Below are 21,935 nucleotides of genomic sequence, written 5' to 3'. Positions count from 1 at the left end.
TGTGCGGCCGCCGGCCGGTGGCGGGCCGGTCGCGCAGCTCCCCGCGCCCCTCACAGGGGTGTCTCACATACCCGACGGATCCTGGGGCGCCCGCCCTGACAGCACCTCACCGTAGGCCTGCATGAGGTCCGGCAGCCGGAGCGTCGCCAGGTCGTCCCGGGTGAGCGCACCGGCGTACGCCGACAACCGCAGGTCCCGGTAGGCGCAGCTCTTCTCGTACAGCGTCCGCAGGAACCGCCCGTTCCCCAGTTCGTCGATCCACCCTTGGTCGACGACGTGCCCGGCGATGGACCGCAGCTCGTCCAGCGCCTCCTCGTCCCACAGGTCCCCGTTCTCCGCCGCGAGCACCTTGCCGATCTCGGTCAGCTCCAGCGGCCGGTAGGAGGGGAAGTCCACCCGGGTGGTGAAGCGGGACGACAGCCCGGGGTTGGCGGCGAGCAGGCGGTCCATGCCCTCCGGGTAGCCGGCCAGGATCACCACCAGGTGGTCCCGGTTGTCCTCGGCCCGCTTCAGCAGTACCTGCAAGGCCTCGTCGCCGTACGCGTCGCCCTTGCCGTACCCGGAGTTCGACAGCGAGTAGGCCTCGTCCACGAACAGCACCCCGCCGATCGCGGAGTCGATCAGCTCGTTGGCCTTCACGGCCGTCTGCCCCAGGTACTCGCCGACCAGGTCGGCGCGCTGGGCCTCCACGAGGTGGTCCCCGCCCAGCAGCCCCAGCGCGTAGAACACCCGGCCGAGAATCCGCGCGACCGTGGTCTTGCCCGTGCCGGACGGGCCGGAGAAGACGAAGTGCCGTTTGGGCGGCTGGACCGGCAGCCCCTGCCCGGCCCGCAGCCGCGCCATGTTCAACTGCGCGGACAGCGCCTTGACCTGGCGCTTGACCGGTTCGAGCCCCACCATGCGCTCCAGTTCGGCGAGCGCCTCCTCCAGTAACGCCGGGTCGGTGGGCCCGGCCGGGATCGGCGCGGCGGCCACCCCGGCCCTGGCCCGCACCGAGGGATCGGCCACCGAAGGCAGCGGCCCGGTCGGCAGATCGGGCTCCGGCAGCCGCAGGTCCCGGCCCTCCGTGCCGAACAGCGGATCGAACCCGTCCGGCCCGTCCACCACGTCCTGCCCCGCGCCGCTCAGCGTGATCGCGGCGTAGTCGACCGTCTCGTCGTACCCGTCGCCCTCGGAGATCGCGGCGAGCCGGGCGGAGGTGTCCATGAAGGCCGGGTCGACCCGGTGCACCGCGCGGTACAGGGGGAGAGCGGCGGCCGAGCGTCCCGTTCCCTCGTGCGCCCTCGCCAGCCAGTAGCGCAGCTCCTTGCGCTGCGGCTGCTCGCTGCGGCACCGCATCAGCGCCGTCGACAGCAGCGGCTCGGCCTGGCCGTACATCTCCAGCCGGACCCGGGCCATGCCGCCGAACAGGCCGGCCTCGATGCCGAGCAGGGAGTCGTCCAGCAGCGGATCGGTGTGCCGGACCAGTTGTTCCCAGTCCTTGACCAGATAGGCGCGGCAGGCGTGCAGGAAGCGGACCTGCGGGTCGGCGTCCACCGGGGGCAGCCCGGCGAGGGCGCGGTCCAGCTCGGGCACGTGCCGGCCGTCCAGCCAGTGGGAGGCGTGCGCCAGCAGCAGATCGCGTGGGCTCTCCAGCACCGGCTGCACCCACCAGCCCAGCCAGTACCAGGAGTTGAGGCTGCGGCGGTGCCGGGCGCGCTGTTCGCCGAAGCGGTCGCGGTGCCGGAACATCCGCAGCAGCGCGGTGGTCGTGTCGACCCGGAGCGCGTGCAGCCCGAGCCAGGCGTCCGCCATGCCCGGGTCCATCCGCACCGCGGTGCGGAACTCCTCCTCCGCCTGCGGGTAGGCGCCCATCGTGTAGGCGTCCACCCCCCGCAGCCAGGCGAGGTCGGCCGGGGCCTCGGGGCCCTGCGTGCCGAAGTCCATCACGTCCCCCCACAGACCGTGTCCCCGTGGTTCACCACCGGGCAGTCGCCCGACGGCCGCCGCGGTCGAACCGCTGTGCCGCGGACCGGAGTTGCAGTGCGCGAGGCAGCCGCTCGAAGGTCGCACCGAGGGCATCGTACCCGCGGTACCTCCGCGTGCCGAAGGGTGCCGCACGGGGCGTTCGACGAGGTGGGAGCAGACGGGGCGCACGGCGTTTCGTGACCGAGGGTGAGAGCGCGGGTGCGCGGGGCGCCTGGAAACACCCCTTGGCGGGCAGAACGAAGCCCCCGGTCACGGGGGAACAACCGGGGGCTTCGCGTCGACGGGCGACTCCGAAAGCCGCACATTGAGAACGTAAGACCTGTACGGCCCCCCGGTCAAGCGTAGTTGAGGCACCGGGAGAAGTTGTCCCGCAAGGCTCTTCACGACTTCACCACATCCGGGACGGTCCGTCACCCAGCGTCACATCCGGTCCGACTTCGGGGGTCCTCGCCGGTCCCGGCAGCACCTCATATCCCTCGGGTCGCTGGAGCACCAGCAGATCGGCATGGGGGCGCGAGGGGTCCTCGGCGAAGTGCGCGCGCTCCGCCGCGACCCAGCCGTCCCAGAACTCCCGTTGCTCCGCGCCGTCCCGTCGCCGACCGCGCGCCCAGGACTCCTCCCGGGGCACCTCCATCCACAGCAGCCGGGCCAGGTACGGCCGCAGGGCGCGGCGGCCGGCGCCGACGCCCTCGATCAGCACGACGGGTGCCGCCGGCAGCGGGCGCGGGGCGCCGAAGGCGCGGGCCCGCCAGTCGTAAGGGGTGTAGTGCGCGCTCTCGCCGCGTGTCAGGGGCTCGATCACCTGCGTCATGATCCGGTCGGTCCACGAGAAGAGCCGCTCGTGGCTGGCGATGTCGTCGAGGTGGAGCACCGGAGCCCCGCCCAGTGCGTGCGCCAGCCGCCCGGCGAAGGTGGACTTTCCCGAGCCGGCGTGGCCGTCGACGGCGATCAGCCGGACCGGTCCCAGTGAGGGCGGGAGCCCGGGCAGCCGGGCGGCGAGGTCGTGAATGGTGATTCCCGGGGTGTCGTGCAGTGTGTGGGGCATGAGGTCCGCGTTGTGGGTTTTCCGTGAAACAGTCTAGTGGCGGTCATCTGTCAGTAGGGATCAAGCGCCCAGTGGTTGTCACGCGTTGAACCATCGGCTGGCGACCAGTCAATGGCTACCGATAAACAGTCCGAATCCCCTGACCGATATGTCGAATTCGGCGTTCCAGGTGTGCCCCACGCTGAGTAAGGTGCCTTCTGCGCAACGTGATGCGTCGAACGGGGACCGGCAGGGGGACCATGGCCGCGGAATTATTCGAAGGGCACTATGTATGGCACCCGGCGGCCGACGACCGGGTCCTGGCGAGCGTATGCGTCGATGTGCGCGCCGGACGTCACCGGTACGCCCACGAGGCGCTCGCCGAGACGCGTTCCGACTTCGCCCTGCGCGCCCACCGCTCGCTGGTCCTCGCCTCCGAGGCGGCCGGCACCGACCTGGTCGAACGCTGGCTCGCCGAGGAGCCGACCCCCGAGGCCGCGCTCATGTGGGCACGGGTCGCGGTGCAGCGCGCCCTGCGGGCCGCCGACGCCCGTGACGAGCGTGCCGAGGCGCTGGAGCGGATAGCGCTGACCGCCTGCGACCGGGCCGCCGAGGCGGCCCCCGCCGACCCCACCCCCTGGGTCGCCCGGCTCGCCATGGCCCGGCTGCACCGGCTCCGCGACCCGGCCCCGCAAGGCCTGCTCACCGCCCCGCCCGGCCCCTGGCGGCTGTTCGCGCACATCCTGTCCCTGGACCCCTGGCACCGCGAGGCCCACCACCGCTTCCTGTCCTGCTTCTTCACGCGGTACGGCGGCTCGGTCACCGCGGCCTGGGACGTGGCCGCCTTCCTCAGCCAGCGGGCGCCCACCGACTCCGCCCTCCGGCTGCTGCCCCTGGTGGCCCTGGTGGAGAGCTACAACCCCACCCAGCTCCTCGCCGACCGGGTCTGGGAGCAGCCCCAGTGGCGCTCCACCGCACTGGCGATCTACCAGCACTGGCTGCCCACCGTGGCCGGTTACCGCTTCACCCCCGTGCTCGACCTGGCCTACCTCGCGCACGCGCTGGTCATGGGCCAGCGCGCGTTCGAGGCCCGGGCGGTCTTCACGGCGATGGGCCCGTACGCCTCGCGCATGCCGTGGAGCGCCTTCGGCGACCCCGCCGAGCAGCTCTCCCGGGCGCGGCGCGCCTGCGGGCTGCCCGTCCCCGGGCCCGCCTGACCCGCTCGTCCCCCAACCCCCCATCCAGAGAAAGGCCGATCTGTGTCGGAACGGATGTCGACTCCCCGGGCCCGCGCCCGCGCGGCGGACTCCGTCGTGCTCGACGACGACGCCACCCTGCACGCGATGGGTTATCCGCGGAAACTCACCCGGCGCTTCCAGGCGTTCGACAATTTCGCGATCTCGTTCACCATCATCAATATCCTCTCGGGTATCTTCTCGTCCTTCGGATTCGGCATGAACGCGGGCGGCCCCCGCTTCTTGTGTTCGGCTGGATCGGCGTCTCGCTCATGGTGCTGCTCATCGGCGCGGCCATGGCGGAAGTCGCCTCCGCCTATCCGACGAGCGGTGCCCTGTATTTCTCCGCCGGCAAACTCGCCAAGCGGCACAAAGGCGCCTGGTCGTGGTTCACGGGCTGGCTGAACTTCGTCGGCCAGATCGGTGGCACCGCCGCCACCGGCTATGCCGCCGCCACCTTCATCCAGGTGTTCGTGCAGTTGCAGTGGCCCTCCTACCAGCCGACCGCGCACCAGACGGTCCTCGTCACGGCCCTGATCATCGTGCTCCAGGGGCTCGCCAACACCTACACCGTCCAGCTTGTCGCCGTACTGAACCGCATTTCCGTGTGGTGGCTGCTGATCGGACTCGTCGTGATCGTGGGCGCACTCACCGTGATGCCCGATCATCACCAGCACGCCTCCTTCGTCACCCATTTCGAGAACAACACCGGCTTCACGAGCGGGCTTTACGGCGGCATGCTCGGCCTGCTGGTCACGAGCTGGACCTTCACCGGGTTCGACGGCAGCTTCCACATGTCCGAGGAAACGGTCCACGCGACGGTCAGCGCACCGAAGGGCATCACCCGCGCCATCGGCTATTCCGCGGTCACCGGCCTGATCCTGATGCTGGCACTGGTCTACAGCATCGGCGACTACGCCAAGGTGGCCGGCGCCGCCGCGCCGCCCGTGCAGATCCTCATCGACGGCCTCGGCCTGCCCACCGCCAAGGTGATGCTGCTCATCGTCATCGGCGCGATGCTCTTCTGCGGTCTGGCCAACCTCACCAGCAACACCCGGCAGATCTTCGCCTTCTCGCGGGACGGCGCCATGCCCGGCTCCCGCTGGTGGCACTCGGTCTCGCTGCGCACCCGCACGCCGGTGAAGGCGGTCTGGCTCGCGGTCGGCTGCTCGCTGGCCCTGGTGGTGCCGGGCTGGTGGTCACACACGGCGTTCACCGCCATCGTCAGCGTCAACGTGGTCGGCCTCTTCCTGGCCTACGCCGTGCCGATCTTCCTGCGGCTGCGGCTCGGCGACGAGTTCCGGCCCGGTCCCTGGCACCTGGGGCGCTGGGGCAGGCCGATCGGCTGGCTCGCGGTGACCTGGATCCTGCTCAGCAGTGTCCTGTTCATGCTGCCGCAGGCCTCCCCGATCACCGTCGGCTCCTTCAACTACGCGCCGATCGCGCTCGCCGTCGTCCTGCTGGTGGCGACGGTGTGGTGGTTCGCCACGGCCCGCCGCCGCTTCCAGGGACCGGTCAGCTACGGTCGCCCGGACGAGGTCGCCGCGATGGACCTCGTCTGAGCGCGCGGGGGCGCGGGCGCGTGGGCTGGTCGAGCCCGCGCGAGGGAGCCGCACAGCGGTACGGTCCCGCGCCCCTTCCGGCACCCCGCCAGTGGTCCAGGCCAATATTCGTACGGCGGCATGCGCCGAAGTGCTGGCAGCGAGATCCGGCCTGCTTCATAGTTACCGGACCGGATCAGCCCGTCTCGGACACCCTGGGGGTCATCGCGCCCATGAGCAGAGCCCAACAGCCGTCCCGCAGAACCGTTCTGGCCGTGGCCGTCGCCGCGGCGGTGACCGGCACAGCGGCCCCCGCTGCCGCCGCACCGCGACCCGCCGACACCGACGACCCCGGCCAGGCGCAGGCCCGCCCGATCGACTACCACTGCTGGACCACGTTCCGCGACTGGCGCTGCGGCACCGCCCAGGGCGCCCGGCCCGTCTCCGGCAGCCGCCCCGGCGTCGTCATCGGCGCCCCCGCCGGCCGTACCGACTACACCGACCCGCACACCGGGACCACCGCCACCTGGGAGTACGCCACCTGGACCTCCCCGGTGCACCGGCTCACCGTGCCCGCGACCGAGGTCATCGCCTCCTGGAACGCGCACACCCCCGCCGGCACCTGGCTCCAGGTCGAGCTGCACGGCACGTACTCCGACGGCACCGAGACACCCTGGTACGTGATGGGCCGCTGGGCCGCCGGCGACCAGGACATCAAGCGCACCTCGGTGGACGACCAGACCGACGGCAAGAGCACGATCTGGACGGACACCTTCGCCATCGACGACGCGAGCACCGGTCTGCGCCTGACGTCGTACCGGCTGCGCCTCACCCTGTACCGCCGGCCCGGCACGCACCTGACCCCGACGGTCTGGCGGCTCGGCGCCATGGGCTCCGACATCCCCGACCGCTTCACCGTGCCGGCCTCCACCCCCGGACTCGCCCAGGAACTGGCCGTCCCGCGCTACTCGCAGGAGATCCACAAGGGCCAGTACCCCGAGTACGACAACGGCGGCGAGGCCTGGTGCAGCCCCACCTCCTCACAGATGATCATCGAGTACTGGGGCGGCCGGCTCACGCCCGAGCAGCTGTCCTGGGTCGACCCGTCCTACGCCGACCCGCAGGTCTGCCACGCGGCCCGGTTCACCTACGACCACCAGTACCAGGGCTGTGGCAACTGGCCGTTCAACGCCGCCTACGCGGCCACCTTCGACGGTCTGCAGGGCGTGGTCACCCGGCTCGCCTCCCTCGCCGACCTGGAGACGCTGATCGCGGCCGGCATCCCGGCCATAACGTCCCAGTCGTTCCTCAAGGAGGAGCTGACGGGGGCCGGTTACGGCACCTCCGGCCATCTGATGACCGTCATCGGCTTCACCGCGGACGGGGACGTGATCGCCAACGACCCCGCCTCGCCGAGCGACGAGGCGGTGCGGCGCGTCTACAAGCGGCGCGAGTGGGAGAACATCTGGCTCAGGACCAAGCGGTACAACGCCTCCGGCAAGGTCGTCTCCGGCACCGGAGGGGTCTGCTACCTCTACTTCCCGGCCCACCCGACCCCGCACCAGCGCAAGGCGCTCGCCGCGGTGGGCGTGTACTGAGGTCCGGCGGGCGCGGCGTGTGACCAAGCTCATCGCCGCGAACGCCGTCGCGGGTGGCATGGTGGACGGATGGGTGGGGGGATTCCGCCGTATACGTCCGACCTCTGCGAGTAACACCATGACCGCACACCCGGCCACCGCCACCCGCGCCGTCACCGGCGGCCCGCAGGAAGACGGCCCGAAGATCGTCGAGCACATCCTGGGCTGGGTCCTCGTCGCGGTGTTCGCGATGCTGGTGACCCAGCTCGGCCTGCTCTGAACCGACGCGCGCCTGCCTCTGAACGGGCCGCTCAGGCGCGCGACTTGTTCTGACATACTGCGGCTGTCCCGTCGTACCCAGATCAGGGCCGGTCTTGAACATGCCGCAGCAGCGTGCCGTCGTCCGTCCGCGCGGCACCGAGCGCTCCGTGGCGCGCCGCGCCGAACTCATCGCCATCGGGCGGAAGTTGTTCGCCGACACGTCCTACGACGCGTTGTCCATGGACGACATCGCCCGCCAGGCGCAGGTGGCCAAGGGCCTGATCTACTACTACTTCCGGTCCAAGCGCGGCTACTACCTGGCGATCATCGAGGACTCCGTCGCCGACCTGGTCACCTCCGCCGCCGGCGGGGTGCAGCTGCCCGCCGTGGACCGTGTGCACCGCACGATCGACGGCTATCTGCGCTACGCCGAGCACCATCAGGCCGCCTACCGCACCATCGTCAGCGGCGGCGTCGGCTTCGACACCGAGGTGCAGGCGATCCGGGACGGCGTGCGCGAGGCGATCGTCACCACGATCGCCGAGGGGGCCTATGGCCGCGCCGGCATCTCCCCGGTGGCCCGGATGGGTCTGCTGTCCTGGGTGTGCAGCGTGGAGGGCGCCACCCTGGACTGGATCAGCCGCCCCCGGCTGTCCCGCGAGACCATGTGCGAGCTGCTGGTGAAGACGCTGGGCGGGGTCCTGCGCGCCATCGAGGAGCTGGACCCCGCCCACCCGGCCCCGCCGCCCGCCCGCCGGGACGGCTGATCCGGGAGGAACCGTCAGTTGATCGCCTTGATCAGCTCACCGTTCGCGGTGTCGCCGCTCAGCTCCCAGAAGAAGGTGCCGCCGAGGCCCTGCTGGTTCTTGTACGTCATCTTCGTGGCGATGGTGGCCGGGGTGTCGTAACTCCACCAGTCGCTGCCGCACTTGGCGTAGGCGGTGCCGCCCACGGTCCCGGTCGCCGGGCACTTGGTCTTGAGCACCTTGTAGTCGTCGATGCCCTGCTCGTACGTCCCGGCCGCCGGGCCCGTGGCCGTACCGCCGGGGGCCGCCTGCGTGACGCCGGTCCAGCCGCGCCCGTAGAAGCCGATGCCGAGGAGCAGCTTCGAGGCCGGGATGCCGAGGCCCCTGAGCTTGGCGATCGTCGCCGACGTGTAGTAGTTCGCCTTGGGGATGCCCGAGTAGGAGTTCAGCGGGGAGTGCGGGGCGGTCGGGCCGGTCGCGTCCCAGGCGCCGAAGTAGTCGTACGTCATCGGGTTGTACCAGTCGACGTACTGGGCGGCGCCGGCGTAGTTCGCCGCGTCGATCTTGCCGCCGCTGGTGGCGTCCGCGGTGATCGCCGCGGTCACCAGGTTCCCGGAGCCGAACTTCGACCGCAGGGCCGCCATCAGGTTCTTGAACGCCTCGCGTCCGCTCGTGTCACAGGTGTTGCCGCAGGCGTTCGGGTACTCCCAGTCGATGTCGATGCCGTCGAAGACCCCCGCCCACTTGGAGTTCTTCACCAGGTCGTAGCAGGACTGGGCGAACGCGGCCGGGTTCTTCGCGGCCTCGCCGAAGCCGCCGGACCAGGTCCAGCCGCCGAAGGACCACAGGACCTTCAGACCGGGGTGCTTCTTCTTCAGCTTCAGCAGCTGGTTGAAGTTGCCGCGCAGCGGCTGGTCCCAGGTGTCGGCGACGCCGTCGACGGACTCGGCGGCGGTGTAGGCCCGGTCCGTGGCCGCGTAGGAGTCGCCCATGGCGCACTTGCCGCCGGTGACGTTGCCGAAGGCGTAGTTGATGTGGGTCAGCTTGGCGGCGGAGCCGGAGGTCTCGACGTTCTTGACGTAGTACTTGCGGTCGTAGGTGCCCCATTCGGTGAAGTAGCCGACGACCTTGGAGCCGGCCGCCGGCCGCGGGGCGCTCGGGGCCGCCGCGGTCGCCGTGCCCGTCCCGGCCAGCAGGCCGGCGCCGAGGGCGGCGGTACACGCGGCCGAGACGAGGGCCCGGACGAGGGAGCGGTGGGGAGTGTGCATTCGGGTGTCTCCTCGTGGGGGAGAGGGGAACGCGCGCCGATTGGCATGAACGCGGTAAAGCGTTGGTCATGCACCCTAGGAGGACTAGACCAGTAGGTCAATGGTTCGGACCAATATCGCCGCTGCGCACAGCTCCGACTGGACTCCTGAAGTAAGCGGTCGTTAACTGGTGACGGGAGGTCGCTGATCGGGCATACTCACTGCGCATGCCGCTGGTCAGCAGCTTCCGAGACCCGGGAGCGGGCGCCTTCGGCGAAGCGCGATACCAGGCGGAGCCGCCCCCCACCCCGGGCCGGACCGCCGGTGCCCGAACAGGGAGGAGCCCGACGCCATGTCCGACCGCGACCCGCAGCCGGTGGAGCGTCAACTGCCGACGGAAGAGGCGAGGGATCTGCTCGCCCTCGTCCGGGAGATCGCCCAGCGCGAGATCGCGCCCAGGGCCGCCGAGGAGGAGGACGCGGGACGCTTCCCGCGCGAGATCTTCACTCTGCTCTCCGAATCAGGCCTGCTGGGCCTGCCGTACCCCTCGGAGTACGGCGGCGGCGACCAGCCCTACGAGGTCTATCTCCAGGTCCTGGAGGAGCTGGCCGCGGCCCGGCTCACCGTCGGCCTCGGCGTCAGCGTCCACACCCTCGCCTCCTACGCCCTCGCCACCTACGGCACCAAGCAGCAGCAGGTCGAGCACCTGCCCGCGATGCTGGGCGGCGGCCTGCTCGGCGCGTACTGCCTGTCCGAGCCGTCCTCCGGTTCGGACGCCGCCTCCCTGCGCACCAAGGCCGTCCGGGAGGGCGACCGCTGGGTGATCGACGGCACCAAGGCATGGATCACGCACGGCGGCATCGCCGATTTCTACACCGTGATGGCCCGCACCGGGGAGGACGGCCCGCGCGGGATCACCGCCTTCCTCGTGCCCGGCGACGCCCCCGGCCTGAGCGGTGCCGCACCGGAGAAGAAGATGGGCCTGAAGGGCTCACCCACCGCGCAGGTGCACCTCGACGGCGTCCGCGTCCCGGACGACCGGCGCATCGGCGAGGAGGGCCAGGGCTTCTCCATCGCCCTGGCGGCGCTCGACTCGGGCCGGCTCGGCATCGCGGCCTGCGCCATCGGCCTCGCCCAGGCCGCACTGGACGAGGCGGTGCGCTACGCCACCCAGCGCCGCCAGTTCGGCCGGCCCGTCGCCGACTTCCAGGGCCTGCGTTTCATGATCGCCGACATGGCCACGCAGATCGAGGCGGGCCGCGCGCTGTATCTCGCCGCCGCCCGGCTGCGGGACGCGGGCAGGCCGTTCGCCAAGCAGGCCGCGATGGCCAAGCTGCACTGCACCGACACCGCCATGAAGGTCACCACGGACGCGGTGCAGATCATGGGCGGCTACGGCTACACCGCCGACTTCCCGGCCGAGCGCTATATGCGCGAGGCCAAGGTCCTGCAGATCGTCGAGGGCACCAACCAGATCCAGCGGATGGTCATCGCCCGTCACGTGGCGGGGCCAGAAGGTCGCTGAACTGGCCCGTGAGCACCGTCGGGGCCGCCAGCCTGACCCACTCCGGGTCATGGCGGCCGGGCAGGGTACGGCCGCGGTCGGCCCAGGTCCGCATGAGGTCGCGGTAGATGGGCGGGTCCGGCGGCGCGGCCGGCGGAACCGATTCTCCGGGGCGCGGGACGAAGATACGGCGCTGACGCCCGGGTGCCGAGTACGTGGGGGTCATACCAGGGGAACGCGCCGACGGCCGGACAGGTCACCTCCCCACGGAATCGAGCTTCTGTTCATCCCCGTCCGGGTCCCTCCCCAGGCACCCGCGAGGCGGCTGACGCGTCGTCAACTCCTCGTCATGCAGGTTCAATTGTGACCGTCGGCCTTCCCGTACCGCTCGACGAGCACCCCGAGCACGGATGCGCCCCGCCGGGCGTCATGCCGTACCGCCGCGAGGGCGATCCGCCCCCGGGAAGTGACGTCGGGCGCGAGCGCCTGGAGACGGCGACTCCAGTGCACCGCCCGGCGGCACGCGATCGTCATGCGGGGCGTCGCCTGCCGGTGGGCGTGCGCGGGGGAGGTCGCCGTTTCCGTGGTCTCGGACACGCTGATCCCGCGCCACGGCGGCCGGTGTGCCCGGCAAGGCGCGTACGCGTGGGCGGGGTGAGCCGGCTCAGGCGGCCTGGCGGCGCATCGACGGCACGCGCATCGGGCGCGAGCCCGGGCCGCCGACGTGCGAGAAGGGCTGCGTCCGCCAGTTCAGGCCCTGGGGAAGCGTGAGCAGCAGGGCGGTGTCCTGCTCCTGCGGCTCGAAGGACTCGTCCGCGGGGCGGGCGTCGGCCGCCGCACGGCCCGTGCCCGCGCACACCGTGAGCCCGAACGGGTTCCACGGCGAGGCGCACAGCGCGTGCTCCGGCAGCACCTCCTCGTCCGCCAGCAGCGCGATCGGCTGCGCGCAGTCCGGGCAGATCACCCGGTACATCTCGAAGGTGTCGTAGGCGTCCAGATCGTCTTCGAAGGCGTCGGGTTCGACGCCCTCCGGCTCGGGTTCGGCGACCGACTGCCGGTGCGTGGACGCGGAACGACCAGGGCGATGGGTACTCTGCATGGGATTCTCCCCCTAAGGCTGGGCCGTGAAGGCGCTGCGGCCTCGACCACAGCAAGCACTTCCCGTCCGCTCTCGGCGGTAATCACGAGAACATCACGGAGCCTGTGTTCGAGACGTGTGGTCTTCGTCACATGCCGTGTGCAGGTGCCCGTCCCGGTGCATTTTCTGCCGAACAGGCAATGACCTGCACCTCTGAGGTATCCGAGGAGATCAAGCGCACTGTAGGTTTTGGCGCCATGGAGGAGCTGGACCGTCAGATCGTGCAGCTGCTCGTCAAGGACGGGCGGATGAGCTACACAGACCTGGGCAAGGCCACGGGCCTGTCCACGTCGGCCGTGCACCAGCGGGTGCGCAGGCTGGAGCAGCGTGGCGTCATCCGCGGCTACGCCGCGGTGGTCGACCCCGAGGCCGTCGGGCTGCCGCTCACCGCGTTCATCTCGGTGAAGCCGTTCGACCCCAGCGCCCCCGACGACATCGCCGACCGCCTCGCCGGGGTCCCCGAGATCGAGGCGTGCCACAGCGTGGCGGGCGACGAGAACTACATCCTCAAAGTGCGCGTGTCCACCCCGCACGAACTGGAGGAGCTGCTGGCCCGGCTGCGCTCGCTGGCGGGGGTCTCGACGCGGACGACGGTGGTCCTCTCGACACCGTACGAGGCCCGGCCGCCGAAGATCTGACAGTCGCCGCGCCGACCGCGCCGGGTGCCTTGTGGGCGCCCCGAGTGCGCCTCTCTCCCGGCGCCGGGAGAAACTGTCGGCCATGAGCAACCGCACCGCCGAGCCCCCCGAGACCGTCCTGCTCCGCCGCGGCGAGGTCCACAGCCCCGCGGACCCCTTCGCGACGGCGATGGTCGTCGAGGCGGGCCATGTCGCCTGGGTCGGCTCCGAGGGCGCGGCCGACGCCTTCGCCGACGGCGTGGACGAGGTGGTCGATCTCGACGGCGCCCTGGTCACCCCCGCCTTCACCGACGCCCATGTGCACACCACCGCCACCGGCCTCGCCCTGACCGGTCTCGACCTGTCCGGCGCCCCCTCTCTGGAGGCCGCCCTCGCCCGTGTCCGCGAGTTCGCCGCCGCCCGCCCCGACGACCGGGTCCTGCTGGGGCACGGCTGGGACGCCGCCCGCTGGCCCGGCGGCCGGCCGCCGGCCCGCGCGGAGCTGGACGAGGCCACCGGCGGACGCCCGCTGTACCTGTCCCGCATCGACGTGCACTCGGCGGTCGTCAGCACCGCCCTGCTGGACCTGGTCGCCGCCGACGTCCCGCGCGAGGACGGCCCGCTCACCAAGGACGCCCACCACGCCGTCCGTGAGGCCGCCCTCGCCGCCATCACCCCCGCCCAGCGCGCCGAGGCCCAGCGCACCGCCCTGGCGCACGCGGCCTCCCTCGGCATCGGCACCGTGCACGAGTGCGGCGGCCCGCGGATCTCCTCCGAGGACGACTTCACCGGCCTGCTGCGGCTCGCCACCGAGGTGCCGGGCCCCCGGGTCGTGGGTTACTGGGCGGAAGAGGACACCGCGAAGGCCCGCGAGCTGGGTGCGACCGGCGCCGCGGGCGACCTCTTCGCCGACGGCGCCCTCGGCTCGCACACCGCCTGCCTGCACGAGCCGTACGCCGACGCCGGCCACAGCGGCACCGCCTACCTGGACGCCGACGCCGTCGCCGCCCACGTCGTGGCCTGCACCGAGGCGGGCCTCCAGGCCGGCTTCCACGCCATCGGCGACGCCGCCGTGGCGGCCGTGGTGGAGGGCGTGCGCGCCGCCGCCGAGAAGGTCGGCCTCGCCCGGATCCGTGCCGCCCGGCACCGCGTCGAACACGCCGAGATGCTCACCCCCGACACCGTCGCCGGCTTCGCCGAGCTGGGCCTGATCGCCTCCGTCCAGCCCGCCTTCGACGCGCTGTGGGGTGGCGAGGACGGCATGTACGCCCGGCGCCTGGGGGCGGAGCGGGCCCGCACCCTCAACCCGTTCGCGGCCCTGCTCCGCTCCGGTGTACCGCTCGCGTTCGGCTCCGACAGCCCGGTCACCCCGCTCGACCCCTGGGGCACGGTCCGTGCCGCCGCCTTCCACCGCACGCCCGAGCACCGCATCTCCGTCCGCGCCGCCTTCACCGCGCACACGCGCGGCGGCTGGCGCGCCGTCGGCCGCGACGACGCGGGTGTCCTGGTCCCGGGCGCCCCCGCCGACTACGCCGTCTGGCGGACCGACGAGCTGATCGTGCAGGCCCCCGACGACCGGGTCGCCCGCTGGTCCACCGATCCGCGCTCCGGCACGCCCGGCCTGCCCGACCTCACTCCGGGCCGTGACCTGCCGGTCTGCCTGCGGACCGTGGTCGGCGGGCGGACGGTGTTCGTACGGCCGGGCGAGTGATCTCCCGGGGCGGCGTGGGCGGCCCGGGCCGCCGGGGCCCCGCCGCCCCACCTGCGCATCCTCCCCACCGGCCGCGCCACCGGTGCCGTCCGCGCAGTTCAGAGGGCTGTTGACAGTCGGCGGCCAGGGGCGGGTAGGTTCGTCCGAGTCCACCACCGGACGCCCGACCGGGGGACGTTCAGCCGACTCGTCGCAGCGCCGCTGGGTCAGGGACGGTGTGCCGCACCGGGGCACCGTCACTGGGAGCCAGGCTCAGCGCCCGCGCCGACGAGGGGAACGTTCTCGCGGGTCGGCCAGGTGTGACCCGGGTGGGGCCCGGGCGTTCAGTAGACAACGGCTTCCGGTCGACCCGCAGCCAGCGGGTCCCGGGTCGGACCGAAGGGCGCCGGGCCCCCATCCGCCGTGGTACGAAGGTGTTCAGCACGTGGTGGGAAGGTACCGAAAAAGTCCTTCTTACCCCGCTCTTGTGGAACCGACACCACCATACGAACGCGCTGTCACGTCTTCCCAGGCCGCGGCCACTATGGTGGACCCCTGCGTACGACATGAAGGGGCAGCAGTGAACGACGGCGACGGGACCCTCGCGGCCAAGGCCCAGGGGAGGCAGTTCGGCCCGCTCGGCACGGCCTTGGTGATCATCCCGACCTACAACGAGGCGGAGAACATCAAGTCCATCGTCGGCCGGGTGCGCAAGGCCGTCCCCGAGGCGCACGTGCTGATCGCGGACGACAACAGCCCCGACGGCACCGGCAAGCTCGCCGACGAACTGGCCGCCGACGACGAGCACGTCCACGTGCTGCACCGCAAGGGCAAGGAGGGCCTCGGCGCCGCCTACCTCGCGGGCTTCCGATGGGGCCTGGAGCGGGACTACGGCGTGCTGATCGAGATGGATGCCGACGGCTCCCACCAGCCCGAGGAACTGCCCCGGCTGCTCACCGCGCTCAAGGGCGCCGACCTGGTCCTCGGTTCCCGCTGGGTGCCCGGCGGCCGGGTGGTGAACTGGCCGAAGTCCCGGGAGTTCCTCTCGCGGGGCGGCTCCACGTACTCGCGGCTCATGCTCGACGTGCCGATCAAGGACGTGACCGGCGGCTTCCGGGCCTTCCGTCGCGAGACGCTGGAGGGCCTCGGCCTCGGCGAGGTCGCCTCGCAGGGCTACTGCTTCCAGGTCGACCTGGCCCGCCGCGCGGTGAAGGCCGGCTACCACGTCGTCGAGGTCCCCATCACCTTCGTCGAGCGGGAACTGGGCGACTCCAAGATGAGCCGGGACATCGTGGTCGAGGCCCTGTGGCGGGTCACCTCCTGGGGCGTCGGGGACCGGCTCGGCAAGCTCACCGGCAGGGACAAGCAGGCGTAGCGGCCGGCTCGCGGCTGCGCCGGTCGGCCGGTCCGCGCCGGCCGATCACCCCCTTATCCCGCGCTGAGGCGTGCCCAGGCACACTGGGACCATGACGACTGGCGCTCCGACCTCTCCGTACACCGCCCGCCGCCGGCGCTCCCGGCTGCGCAGGTATCTGCCGCTGGGCCTCGCCGCGTGGCTGGTGCTGGAGATCTGGCTGCTGACCCTGGTCGCGGGCGCGGCGGGCGGTCTCACGGTGTTCCTGCTGCTGGTCGCGGGCCTCGTGGCGGGGTCCGTGGTCATCAAGCGGGCGGGCCGCCGTGCCTTCCAGAGTCTGAACGAGGCGGTGCAGCGGGGCGGCTCACCGGCGCGCGGCGGCGGCAACGGCCTGATGATGCTCGGCGGCCTGCTGCTGATGATCCCGGGCCTGGTCTCGGACGCGGCGGGCCTGCTCCTGCTGCTGCCGCCGGTCCAGAAGGCGGTGAGCCGCTTGGCGGAGAACGCCCTGGAGCGGAGTCTGCGCAAGGCCGCCCCGGGCAGCCTGGGCGACGCGTTCCAGCAGGTCCGCATCCACCGGCCGGACGGCAAGGTGGTGCAGGGCGAGGTCATCAGGGAGGACCGGCCCGAGCCGGGGGAGCAGAGGCCCCCGCTCACGCGCTGAGCATCCCGCACGGAAATGGCAACGACCGAGGGCGCCGTACGTAGGAGACGTACGGCGCCCTCGGTCGTTGTGCTGTATGCGCGTTACGCGCTCTTGCGGCTGTCCCTGGGGTGGACCGCGATGTTCATCGCCCCCGAGCGCAGCACCGCCAGACGCTCCTCAAGGACCTCTTCGAGTTCCTCACGGGTGCGTCGCTCCATCAGCATGTCCCAGTGGGTACGCGCGGGCTTGGCCTTCTTCTCCTCAGGGCCGTCGCCGTCCACGAGGAGTGCCTGGGCACCACATACCTTGCACTCCCACTCCGGCGGGATCTCCGCCTCGACCGAGAAGGGCATCTCGAAGCGGTGCCCCTTCTCGCATGCGTACTCCACGGCCTGGCGCGGGGCCAGGTCGATACCGCGGTCCGTCTCGTAGCTGGTCACCACGAGGCGCGTACCGCGAAGAGCTCGCTCACTCATGAATCGTGCCTCCCGGGCTTGTCGCCCACAGGACAGGTGTCGCTGTCGTCGTCATCCGGTCAACGTCCGGTCGGCGGTAAAGATTCCCGTTCCGAGTCCCGTTCCGGGTCATGCGTCGCCGTCGTAGCCGCCCCTTGTTCTACCCACAGGCGCCCGGTTTGTCACATCTGCTAGCAGATGTCACCCAGCGTTTCGGCATCTTTGACGCGCAGTAACGGTACGCCTGGCAGGCCAAACGCGTACACTACCGCCCTTTCACGCCGAGTGCTAAATCGGCGCTAGATCTTCTCCGGAACCGGGTTCCCCGCCTCGGAGATCGCACGCCGAACCGGGACCCGCGCCAGCAGGACGAAGCCGACGACGAAGAAGGCCACCAGTGAGAAGATCGCCGACCGGTAGCTGCCGGTCAGCTGGTAGGTCACGCCGAACAGCAGCGGCCCGAGCCAGCTCATCCCGCGGTCGCTCATCTCGTACGCCGAGAAGTACTCGGCCTCCTTGCCCGGGGGCACCAGATGGGAGAACAGCGACCGGGACAGCGCCTGGCTGCCGCCGAGGACCAGGCCGATCCCGGCGGCCAGCACGAAGAACCACACCGGCGCCCGCGCGGGCAGGAACCAGCCGGCCGCCAGCGTGAGCGTCCACGCCACCAGCGAGCCCAGGATCGTCCGCTGCGCGCCGTACGTCCGCGCCAGCCGGCCCATCGCCAGCGCCCCCGCCACGGCCAGCACCTGCACCAGCAGCACCGCCCCGATCAGCGTCGACTGGCCGAGACCCAGCTCCTCGGAGCCGTAGACCGAGGCCTGGGTGATCACCGTCTGGATGCCGTCGTTGTAGACGAGGTACGCCAGCAGGAACGCCAGGGTCAGCGGATGCCGGCGCATGTCCCGGACCGTCGCGGCCAGCTGCCGCAGCCCCGGTGCCGTGGCCCGGCCCACACGCGCGTGGCGGTCGCGCAGCCGGCGCAGCGGTACGAGCGTGAAGGCGCCCCACCACAGGCCCGCCGAGGCCAGGCAGACCCGGACGGCGGCGGTCTCGGAGAGGCCGAAGGAGTCGTGCGCCGAGTACAGCACCAGGTTCGCGACGAGGACGAGTGAGCCCGCCGCGTAGCCGAAGGCCCAGCCCCGGGAGGAGACCGCGTCACGCTGCTCGGGCGGCGCGATCTGCGGCAGATAGGAGTTGTAGAGCATCATCCCGACGGACTGCGCCGCGTTGGCCACGACGAGCAGCACCCCGCCGAGCAGGTACCGGTCGCCGTCCAGGAAGAACATCCCGGTGGTCGCCGCCGCGCCGGTGTACGCCGCCGCCGCGAGCAGCGGCTTCTTGCGGCCCGTGCGGTCGGCCGCGCTGCCCACCAGGGGCATCACGACGACGGCCAGGACCACCGACAGGGACACCGAGTACGCGAAGAAGGAGCCGGCCCGGACCGGGACGCCCAGCGGGTGCACATAGCCGTCGGCGTCCGCCGCGTGCTCGGCGACCGAGGTGAGGTACGGACCGAGGAAGACGGTGAGGACGCTCGTCGAATAGACCGAGCACGCCCAGTCGTAGACGTACCAGCCGCGCTGCTCGCGCCCGAGGCCGGCGGACTCGTCCGCCGCCCCCGCCCGCACGGTGTCGGTGCTCACCCGTGCCCTCGCTTCCCCGCTCAACCGCGAAGGCCCGGGCCGAGGCTGCCGGGCGGTCAGACCCAGACGCCGCGGTCCTCCATCACCTTGCGCAACGTGTCGATGTGATCGGTCATGATGCCATCAACCCCCAGGTCCAGGAGCCGGTGCATCCGTTCCGCCTCGTTGATCGTCCACACGTGCACCTGGAGCCCGCGCGCATGGGCGGCGCGGACGAAGCGGTGGTCGACGACGGGCACGCCCGACTGCGCCTCCGGCACCTGCGCGGCCACGGCCGACCGGCGCACCGCGGCCGGCAGCCCCCACGAGCGCAGCCGCAGGCTCAGCACTCCGCGCGTGCCGAACGAGGTGGCCAGCCGGGGCCCCGCCAGCCGCTGGGCCCGCAGCACGCGTGCCTCGGAGAAGGAGCCCACGCAGATCCGGTCCCAGGCGTCCGTGCGCTCGACCAGCTCCAGCAGGGGCCGCAGCGCGGGCTCCGCCTTGACGTCGACGTTCCAGCGCACCTCGGGGAAGATCTCCAGCAGCTCCTCGAACAGCGGCACCGGTTCACGGCCGCCCACGCGCGCGTGCCGCACGTCCGCCCAGGGCAGGCCGGCGATCCGGCCCGCGCCGTCGGTGACCCGGTCCAGGGTCGCGTCGTGGAAGGCGACCAGCCGGCCGTCCGCCGTGGCGTGCACATCCGTCTCGATGTAGCGGTAGCCCAGCTCCACCGCGCGCCGGAACTGGGCCACGGTGTTCTCCAGCCCGTCGGCCGCCCCGCCCCGGTGGGCGAAGGCGATCGGCCCCTGGTGGTCCAGGAAGGGGTGGCGCGGGCGTGGTGTCGTGAGGCTCACGGTCGCAGTATCGCGCGCCCGGGTGTCGCCGTGGCAACGACGGTGCTGCCCGCCGGTGCCGACGGGAAGGCGAACACCCGCAGGAAGGCCTGCGCCAGCGGTCCGATGGACACGGCGTAGAGCACGGTGCCCACCCCGATGGTGCCGCCCAGGACGAATCCGGTGACCACCACCGCGACCTCCACCGCCGTCCGCATCAGCCGGATCGACCGGCCGGTGCGCCGGTGCAGGCCCGTCATCAGCCCGTCGCGCGGGCCCGGCCCGAAGCGCGCCGCGATGTAGAGGCCGGTCGCCGCGCCGTTCAGCACGATCCCCGCGAGCAGCAACGGGACACGGGCGGTGAGGGCGTGCGCGTCCGGGAGCAGGGCGAGCGTGCCGTCCATGGCGAGTCCGACCACGAAGACGTTGGAGACCGTGCCGAGACCGGGGCGCTGGCGCAGCGGGATCCACAGGAGCAGCACCGCCGCGCCCACGATGATCGACACCACCCCGATGCTCAGCCCGGTCAGCTCCGCGAGCCCCTGGTGCAGCACGTTCCACGGCTCCAGGCCCAGGCCCGCCGCCACGAGCAGCGCGGAACTCGCGCCGTACAGCGTGAGCCCGGCGTACAGCTGGACCAGCCGCCGTCCGAGGTGGCGGCCGTGAGCGGATGGACTGGGAGCGGATGGACTGGGAGCGGATGGACTGGGAGCGGACATGGACATACCCCCCTGGGTGGTGGCTGTGGCCTGACGCATGACACTCTGTGGCTTGGGAAGAATCGTCATCCATGGCCAATTCGGGGAAGGTGGACTGATCTTCATGGCGCAGTGGACCTCGGCCGTGGGGGCCGCGCAGCTCGCCCGGCTCCTCAACTCCCAGCAGGACCGCCCGGCCGGCCCCGGCACCCGCCGTCCCCCCGCCTATCGCGCCCTCGCCGACGGCGTCCGGCTGCTCGTGCTGGAGGGCCGGGTCCCGGTGGCCGCGCGCCTGCCCGCGGAACGCGAACTGGCCCTGGCCCTGTCCGTCAGCCGCACCACCGTCGCGGCGGCCTACGAGGCGCTGCGCGGTGAGGGCTTCCTGGAGTCCCGGCGCGGCGCCGGGAGCTGGACCGCCGTACCGGCTGGCAACCCCATCCCCGCCCGCGGCCTGGAACCCCTGCCGCCCGAGGCCCTGGGCTCGGTGATCGACCTCGGCTGCGCCTCGCTCCCGGCGCCCGAGCCGTGGCTCACCCGGGCCGTGCAGGGCGCCCTGGAGGAACTGCCGCCGTACGCCCACACCCACGGCGACTACCCGGCCGGACTGCCCGCGCTGCGTTCGATGATCGCCGAGCGGTACACCGCGCGCGGCATCCCCACCATGCCGGAGCAGATCATGGTGACGACCGGCGCGATGGGCGCCATCGACGCCATCTGCCACCTCTTCGCGGGCCGGGGCGAGCGGATCGCCGTGGAGTCCCCGTCCTACGCCAACATCCTGCAGCTGATGCGCGAGGCGGGCGCCCGGCTCGTGCCCGTCGCCATGGCCGAGGGCCTGTCCGGCTGGGACCTGGACCACTGGCGCCAGGTGCTGCGCGAGGCCGCGCCGCGGATCGCCTACGTGGTCGCCGACTTCCACAACCCCACCGGCGCGCTCGCCGACGAGGACCAGCGGCGCCGGCTGGTGGACGCGGCCCGCGCGGCCGGCACGGTGCTGGTCGCCGACGAGACGATGAGCGAGCTGTGGCTTGAGGAGGAGTTCCGGGACGGCGGCATGCCCCGCCCGGTGTGCGGCTTCGACCCGGCCGGCTCCACGGTGATCACGGTCGGCTCGGCCAGCAAGGCGTTCTGGGCCGGGATGCGGATCGGCTGGGTGCGGGCGGCGCCCGACGTCGTCCGCAGCCTGGTCGCCGCGCGGGCCTACGCCGACCTGGGCACACCGGTGCTGGAGCAGCTGGCCGTGAACTGGCTCTTCAGCACCGGCGGCTGGGAGCAGGCGGTCGAGCTGCGCCGGGCGCAGGCCCGGGAGAACCGGGACGCCCTGGTGGCCGCGCTGCGCCGGGAACTGCCCGGCTGGGAGTTCGAGGTGCCCCGGGGCGGCCTGACCCTGTGGGTGCGCGCGGGCGGCCTGTCCGGGTCCCGCCTCGCGGAAGCGGGCGAACGGACCGGCGTGCGTGTCCCGTCCGGCCCGCGCTTCGGCGTCGACGGCGCGTTCGAGGGCTATGTCCGGCTTCCGTTCACCGTCGGGGGAGCGGTGGCGGACGAGGCGGCGGCACGGCTCGCCGCCGCGGCCCGGCTGGTGGAGTCGGGGGCGACGGTGGCGGGCGAGGCGCCGAGGACGTTCGTGGCGTAGGGCGGGCGGGTCCGGGGCCCTGCGGTTCGGGGTCTGCGGTCCTGGGCCTTGGCGGTTTGGGGCCCTGGCGGCCCGGGGCCTTGGCGGTTCGGGGATCGGGTGCGTGTCCGGCTGCCGGACCGTCGTGGCCGGTCGCGCCGGTT

19 protein-coding genes and 1 pseudogene are annotated in these 21,935 nt (G+C 72.2%); 11 read left to right on the top strand and 9 right to left on the bottom strand.

Annotated elements, in window-relative coordinates; translation table 11 throughout:
• Positions 1-63 precede the first annotated feature (63 nt).
• Both ACH4LD_RS12530 and ACH4LD_RS12525 read right to left on the bottom strand, forming a co-directional pair.
• Positions 64-1,926, bottom strand: a complete 1,863-nt coding sequence (locus ACH4LD_RS12530) for an AAA family ATPase (RefSeq protein ID WP_398055968.1) — start codon at positions 1,924-1,926, stop codon at positions 64-66.
• A 430-nt stretch (positions 1,927-2,356) separates the two neighbouring features.
• Positions 2,357-3,013 carry a uridine kinase gene (locus tag ACH4LD_RS12525; RefSeq protein ID WP_398055915.1) on the bottom strand — a complete coding sequence of 219 codons (657 nt, stop codon included), beginning with the start codon at positions 3,011-3,013 and terminating at the stop codon, positions 2,357-2,359.
• A gap of 239 nt (positions 3,014-3,252) precedes the next feature.
• Here ACH4LD_RS12525 and ACH4LD_RS12520 point away from each other — a divergent pair, with 239 nt between their 5' ends.
• The 5 genes and pseudogenes from ACH4LD_RS12520 (at position 3,253) to ACH4LD_RS12500 (ending at position 8,373) form a co-directional block, all read left to right on the top strand.
• The gene (locus ACH4LD_RS12520) at positions 3,253-4,209 is read left to right on the top strand and encodes a hypothetical protein (protein WP_398055916.1); all 957 of its coding nucleotides are present in this window, start codon (positions 3,253-3,255) and stop codon (positions 4,207-4,209) included.
• A 126-nt stretch (positions 4,210-4,335) separates the two neighbouring features.
• Positions 4,336-5,789, top strand: a pseudogene (locus tag ACH4LD_RS12515) (amino acid permease).
• A 212-nt stretch (positions 5,790-6,001) separates the two neighbouring features.
• A complete protein-coding gene (locus tag ACH4LD_RS12510; protein WP_398055917.1) occupies positions 6,002-7,366 on the top strand; it encodes a peptidase C39 family protein in 1,365 nt (454 codons plus the stop codon).
• Between the two features lie 118 nt (positions 7,367-7,484).
• Positions 7,485-7,625 (top strand): SCO1431 family membrane protein, encoded by a 141-nt coding sequence (locus ACH4LD_RS12505; RefSeq protein ID WP_132786613.1) that lies wholly within the window; start codon positions 7,485-7,487, stop codon positions 7,623-7,625.
• Between the two features lie 100 nt (positions 7,626-7,725).
• Positions 7,726-8,373 (top strand): TetR/AcrR family transcriptional regulator, encoded by a 648-nt coding sequence (locus ACH4LD_RS12500; RefSeq protein ID WP_398055918.1) that lies wholly within the window; start codon positions 7,726-7,728, stop codon positions 8,371-8,373.
• 14 nt (positions 8,374-8,387) lie between these two features.
• Here ACH4LD_RS12500 and ACH4LD_RS12495 read toward each other — a convergent pair whose 3' ends face one another.
• On the bottom strand, positions 8,388-9,620 hold the full coding sequence (locus ACH4LD_RS12495; RefSeq protein ID WP_132786615.1) for a glycoside hydrolase family 18 protein: 1,233 nt from the start codon (positions 9,618-9,620) through the stop codon (positions 8,388-8,390).
• Between the two features lie 331 nt (positions 9,621-9,951).
• On the opposite strand from ACH4LD_RS12495, the gene ACH4LD_RS12490 reads away from it, so the two are divergent.
• Positions 9,952-11,124 carry an acyl-CoA dehydrogenase family protein gene (locus tag ACH4LD_RS12490; RefSeq protein ID WP_398055919.1) on the top strand — a complete coding sequence of 391 codons (1,173 nt, stop codon included), beginning with the start codon at positions 9,952-9,954 and terminating at the stop codon, positions 11,122-11,124.
• A gap of 336 nt (positions 11,125-11,460) precedes the next feature.
• Here ACH4LD_RS12490 and ACH4LD_RS12485 read toward each other — a convergent pair whose 3' ends face one another.
• Together ACH4LD_RS12485 and ACH4LD_RS12480 are read right to left on the bottom strand one after the other, a co-directional pair.
• Positions 11,461-11,700, bottom strand: coding sequence for a hypothetical protein (locus tag ACH4LD_RS12485; RefSeq protein ID WP_398055920.1), 240 nt, complete (start codon positions 11,698-11,700; stop codon positions 11,461-11,463).
• A 67-nt stretch (positions 11,701-11,767) separates the two neighbouring features.
• A complete protein-coding gene (locus tag ACH4LD_RS12480; protein WP_103816504.1) occupies positions 11,768-12,202 on the bottom strand; it encodes a hypothetical protein in 435 nt (144 codons plus the stop codon).
• A gap of 236 nt (positions 12,203-12,438) precedes the next feature.
• Here ACH4LD_RS12480 and ACH4LD_RS12475 point away from each other — a divergent pair, with 236 nt between their 5' ends.
• The 4 genes from ACH4LD_RS12475 to fxsA all read left to right on the top strand — a co-directional run bounded on the left by ACH4LD_RS12475 (position 12,439) and on the right by fxsA (position 16,566).
• On the top strand, positions 12,439-12,879 hold the full coding sequence (locus ACH4LD_RS12475; protein WP_014671472.1) for an Lrp/AsnC family transcriptional regulator: 441 nt from the start codon (positions 12,439-12,441) through the stop codon (positions 12,877-12,879).
• Between the two features lie 82 nt (positions 12,880-12,961).
• On the top strand, positions 12,962-14,569 hold the full coding sequence (locus tag ACH4LD_RS12470) for an amidohydrolase (protein ID WP_398055921.1): 1,608 nt from the start codon (positions 12,962-12,964) through the stop codon (positions 14,567-14,569).
• 559 nt (positions 14,570-15,128) lie between these two features.
• Positions 15,129-15,923: a polyprenol monophosphomannose synthase gene (locus ACH4LD_RS12465; protein ID WP_132786618.1), complete on the top strand. Its 795-nt coding sequence runs from the start codon at positions 15,129-15,131 to the stop codon at positions 15,921-15,923.
• 91 nt (positions 15,924-16,014) lie between these two features.
• A complete protein-coding gene (gene fxsA / locus ACH4LD_RS12460) occupies positions 16,015-16,566 on the top strand; it encodes an FxsA family membrane protein (RefSeq protein ID WP_398055922.1) in 552 nt (183 codons plus the stop codon).
• 83 nt (positions 16,567-16,649) lie between these two features.
• On the opposite strand, the gene ACH4LD_RS12455 is transcribed toward fxsA, so the two are convergent.
• From ACH4LD_RS12455 to ACH4LD_RS12440, 4 genes are all read right to left on the bottom strand, one after another.
• On the bottom strand, positions 16,650-17,024 hold the full coding sequence (locus ACH4LD_RS12455; RefSeq protein WP_003977404.1) for an RNA polymerase-binding protein RbpA: 375 nt from the start codon (positions 17,022-17,024) through the stop codon (positions 16,650-16,652).
• 278 nt (positions 17,025-17,302) lie between these two features.
• Positions 17,303-18,649, bottom strand: coding sequence for an MFS transporter (locus tag ACH4LD_RS12450; protein ID WP_398055923.1), 1,347 nt, complete (start codon positions 18,647-18,649; stop codon positions 17,303-17,305).
• Between the two features lie 56 nt (positions 18,650-18,705).
• On the bottom strand, positions 18,706-19,482 hold the full coding sequence (locus tag ACH4LD_RS12445) for a glycerophosphodiester phosphodiesterase (protein WP_398055924.1): 777 nt from the start codon (positions 19,480-19,482) through the stop codon (positions 18,706-18,708).
• Positions 19,479-20,180, bottom strand: coding sequence for a YitT family protein (locus tag ACH4LD_RS12440; RefSeq protein ID WP_398055925.1), 702 nt, complete (start codon positions 20,178-20,180; stop codon positions 19,479-19,481). The genes ACH4LD_RS12445 and ACH4LD_RS12440 overlap by 4 nt, the downstream gene beginning before the upstream one ends.
• A gap of 103 nt (positions 20,181-20,283) precedes the next feature.
• Here ACH4LD_RS12440 and ACH4LD_RS12435 point away from each other — a divergent pair, with 103 nt between their 5' ends.
• A complete protein-coding gene (locus ACH4LD_RS12435; RefSeq protein ID WP_132786623.1) occupies positions 20,284-21,792 on the top strand; it encodes a PLP-dependent aminotransferase family protein in 1,509 nt (502 codons plus the stop codon).
• Positions 21,793-21,935: the final 143 nt, after the last annotated feature.

This window comes from Streptomyces sp. NPDC017676 (genome assembly GCF_044329325.1).
Classification (GTDB): Bacteria; Actinomycetota; Actinomycetes; order Streptomycetales; family Streptomycetaceae; genus Streptomyces.
This window is presented reverse-complemented; position numbering and strand designations above follow the sequence as displayed.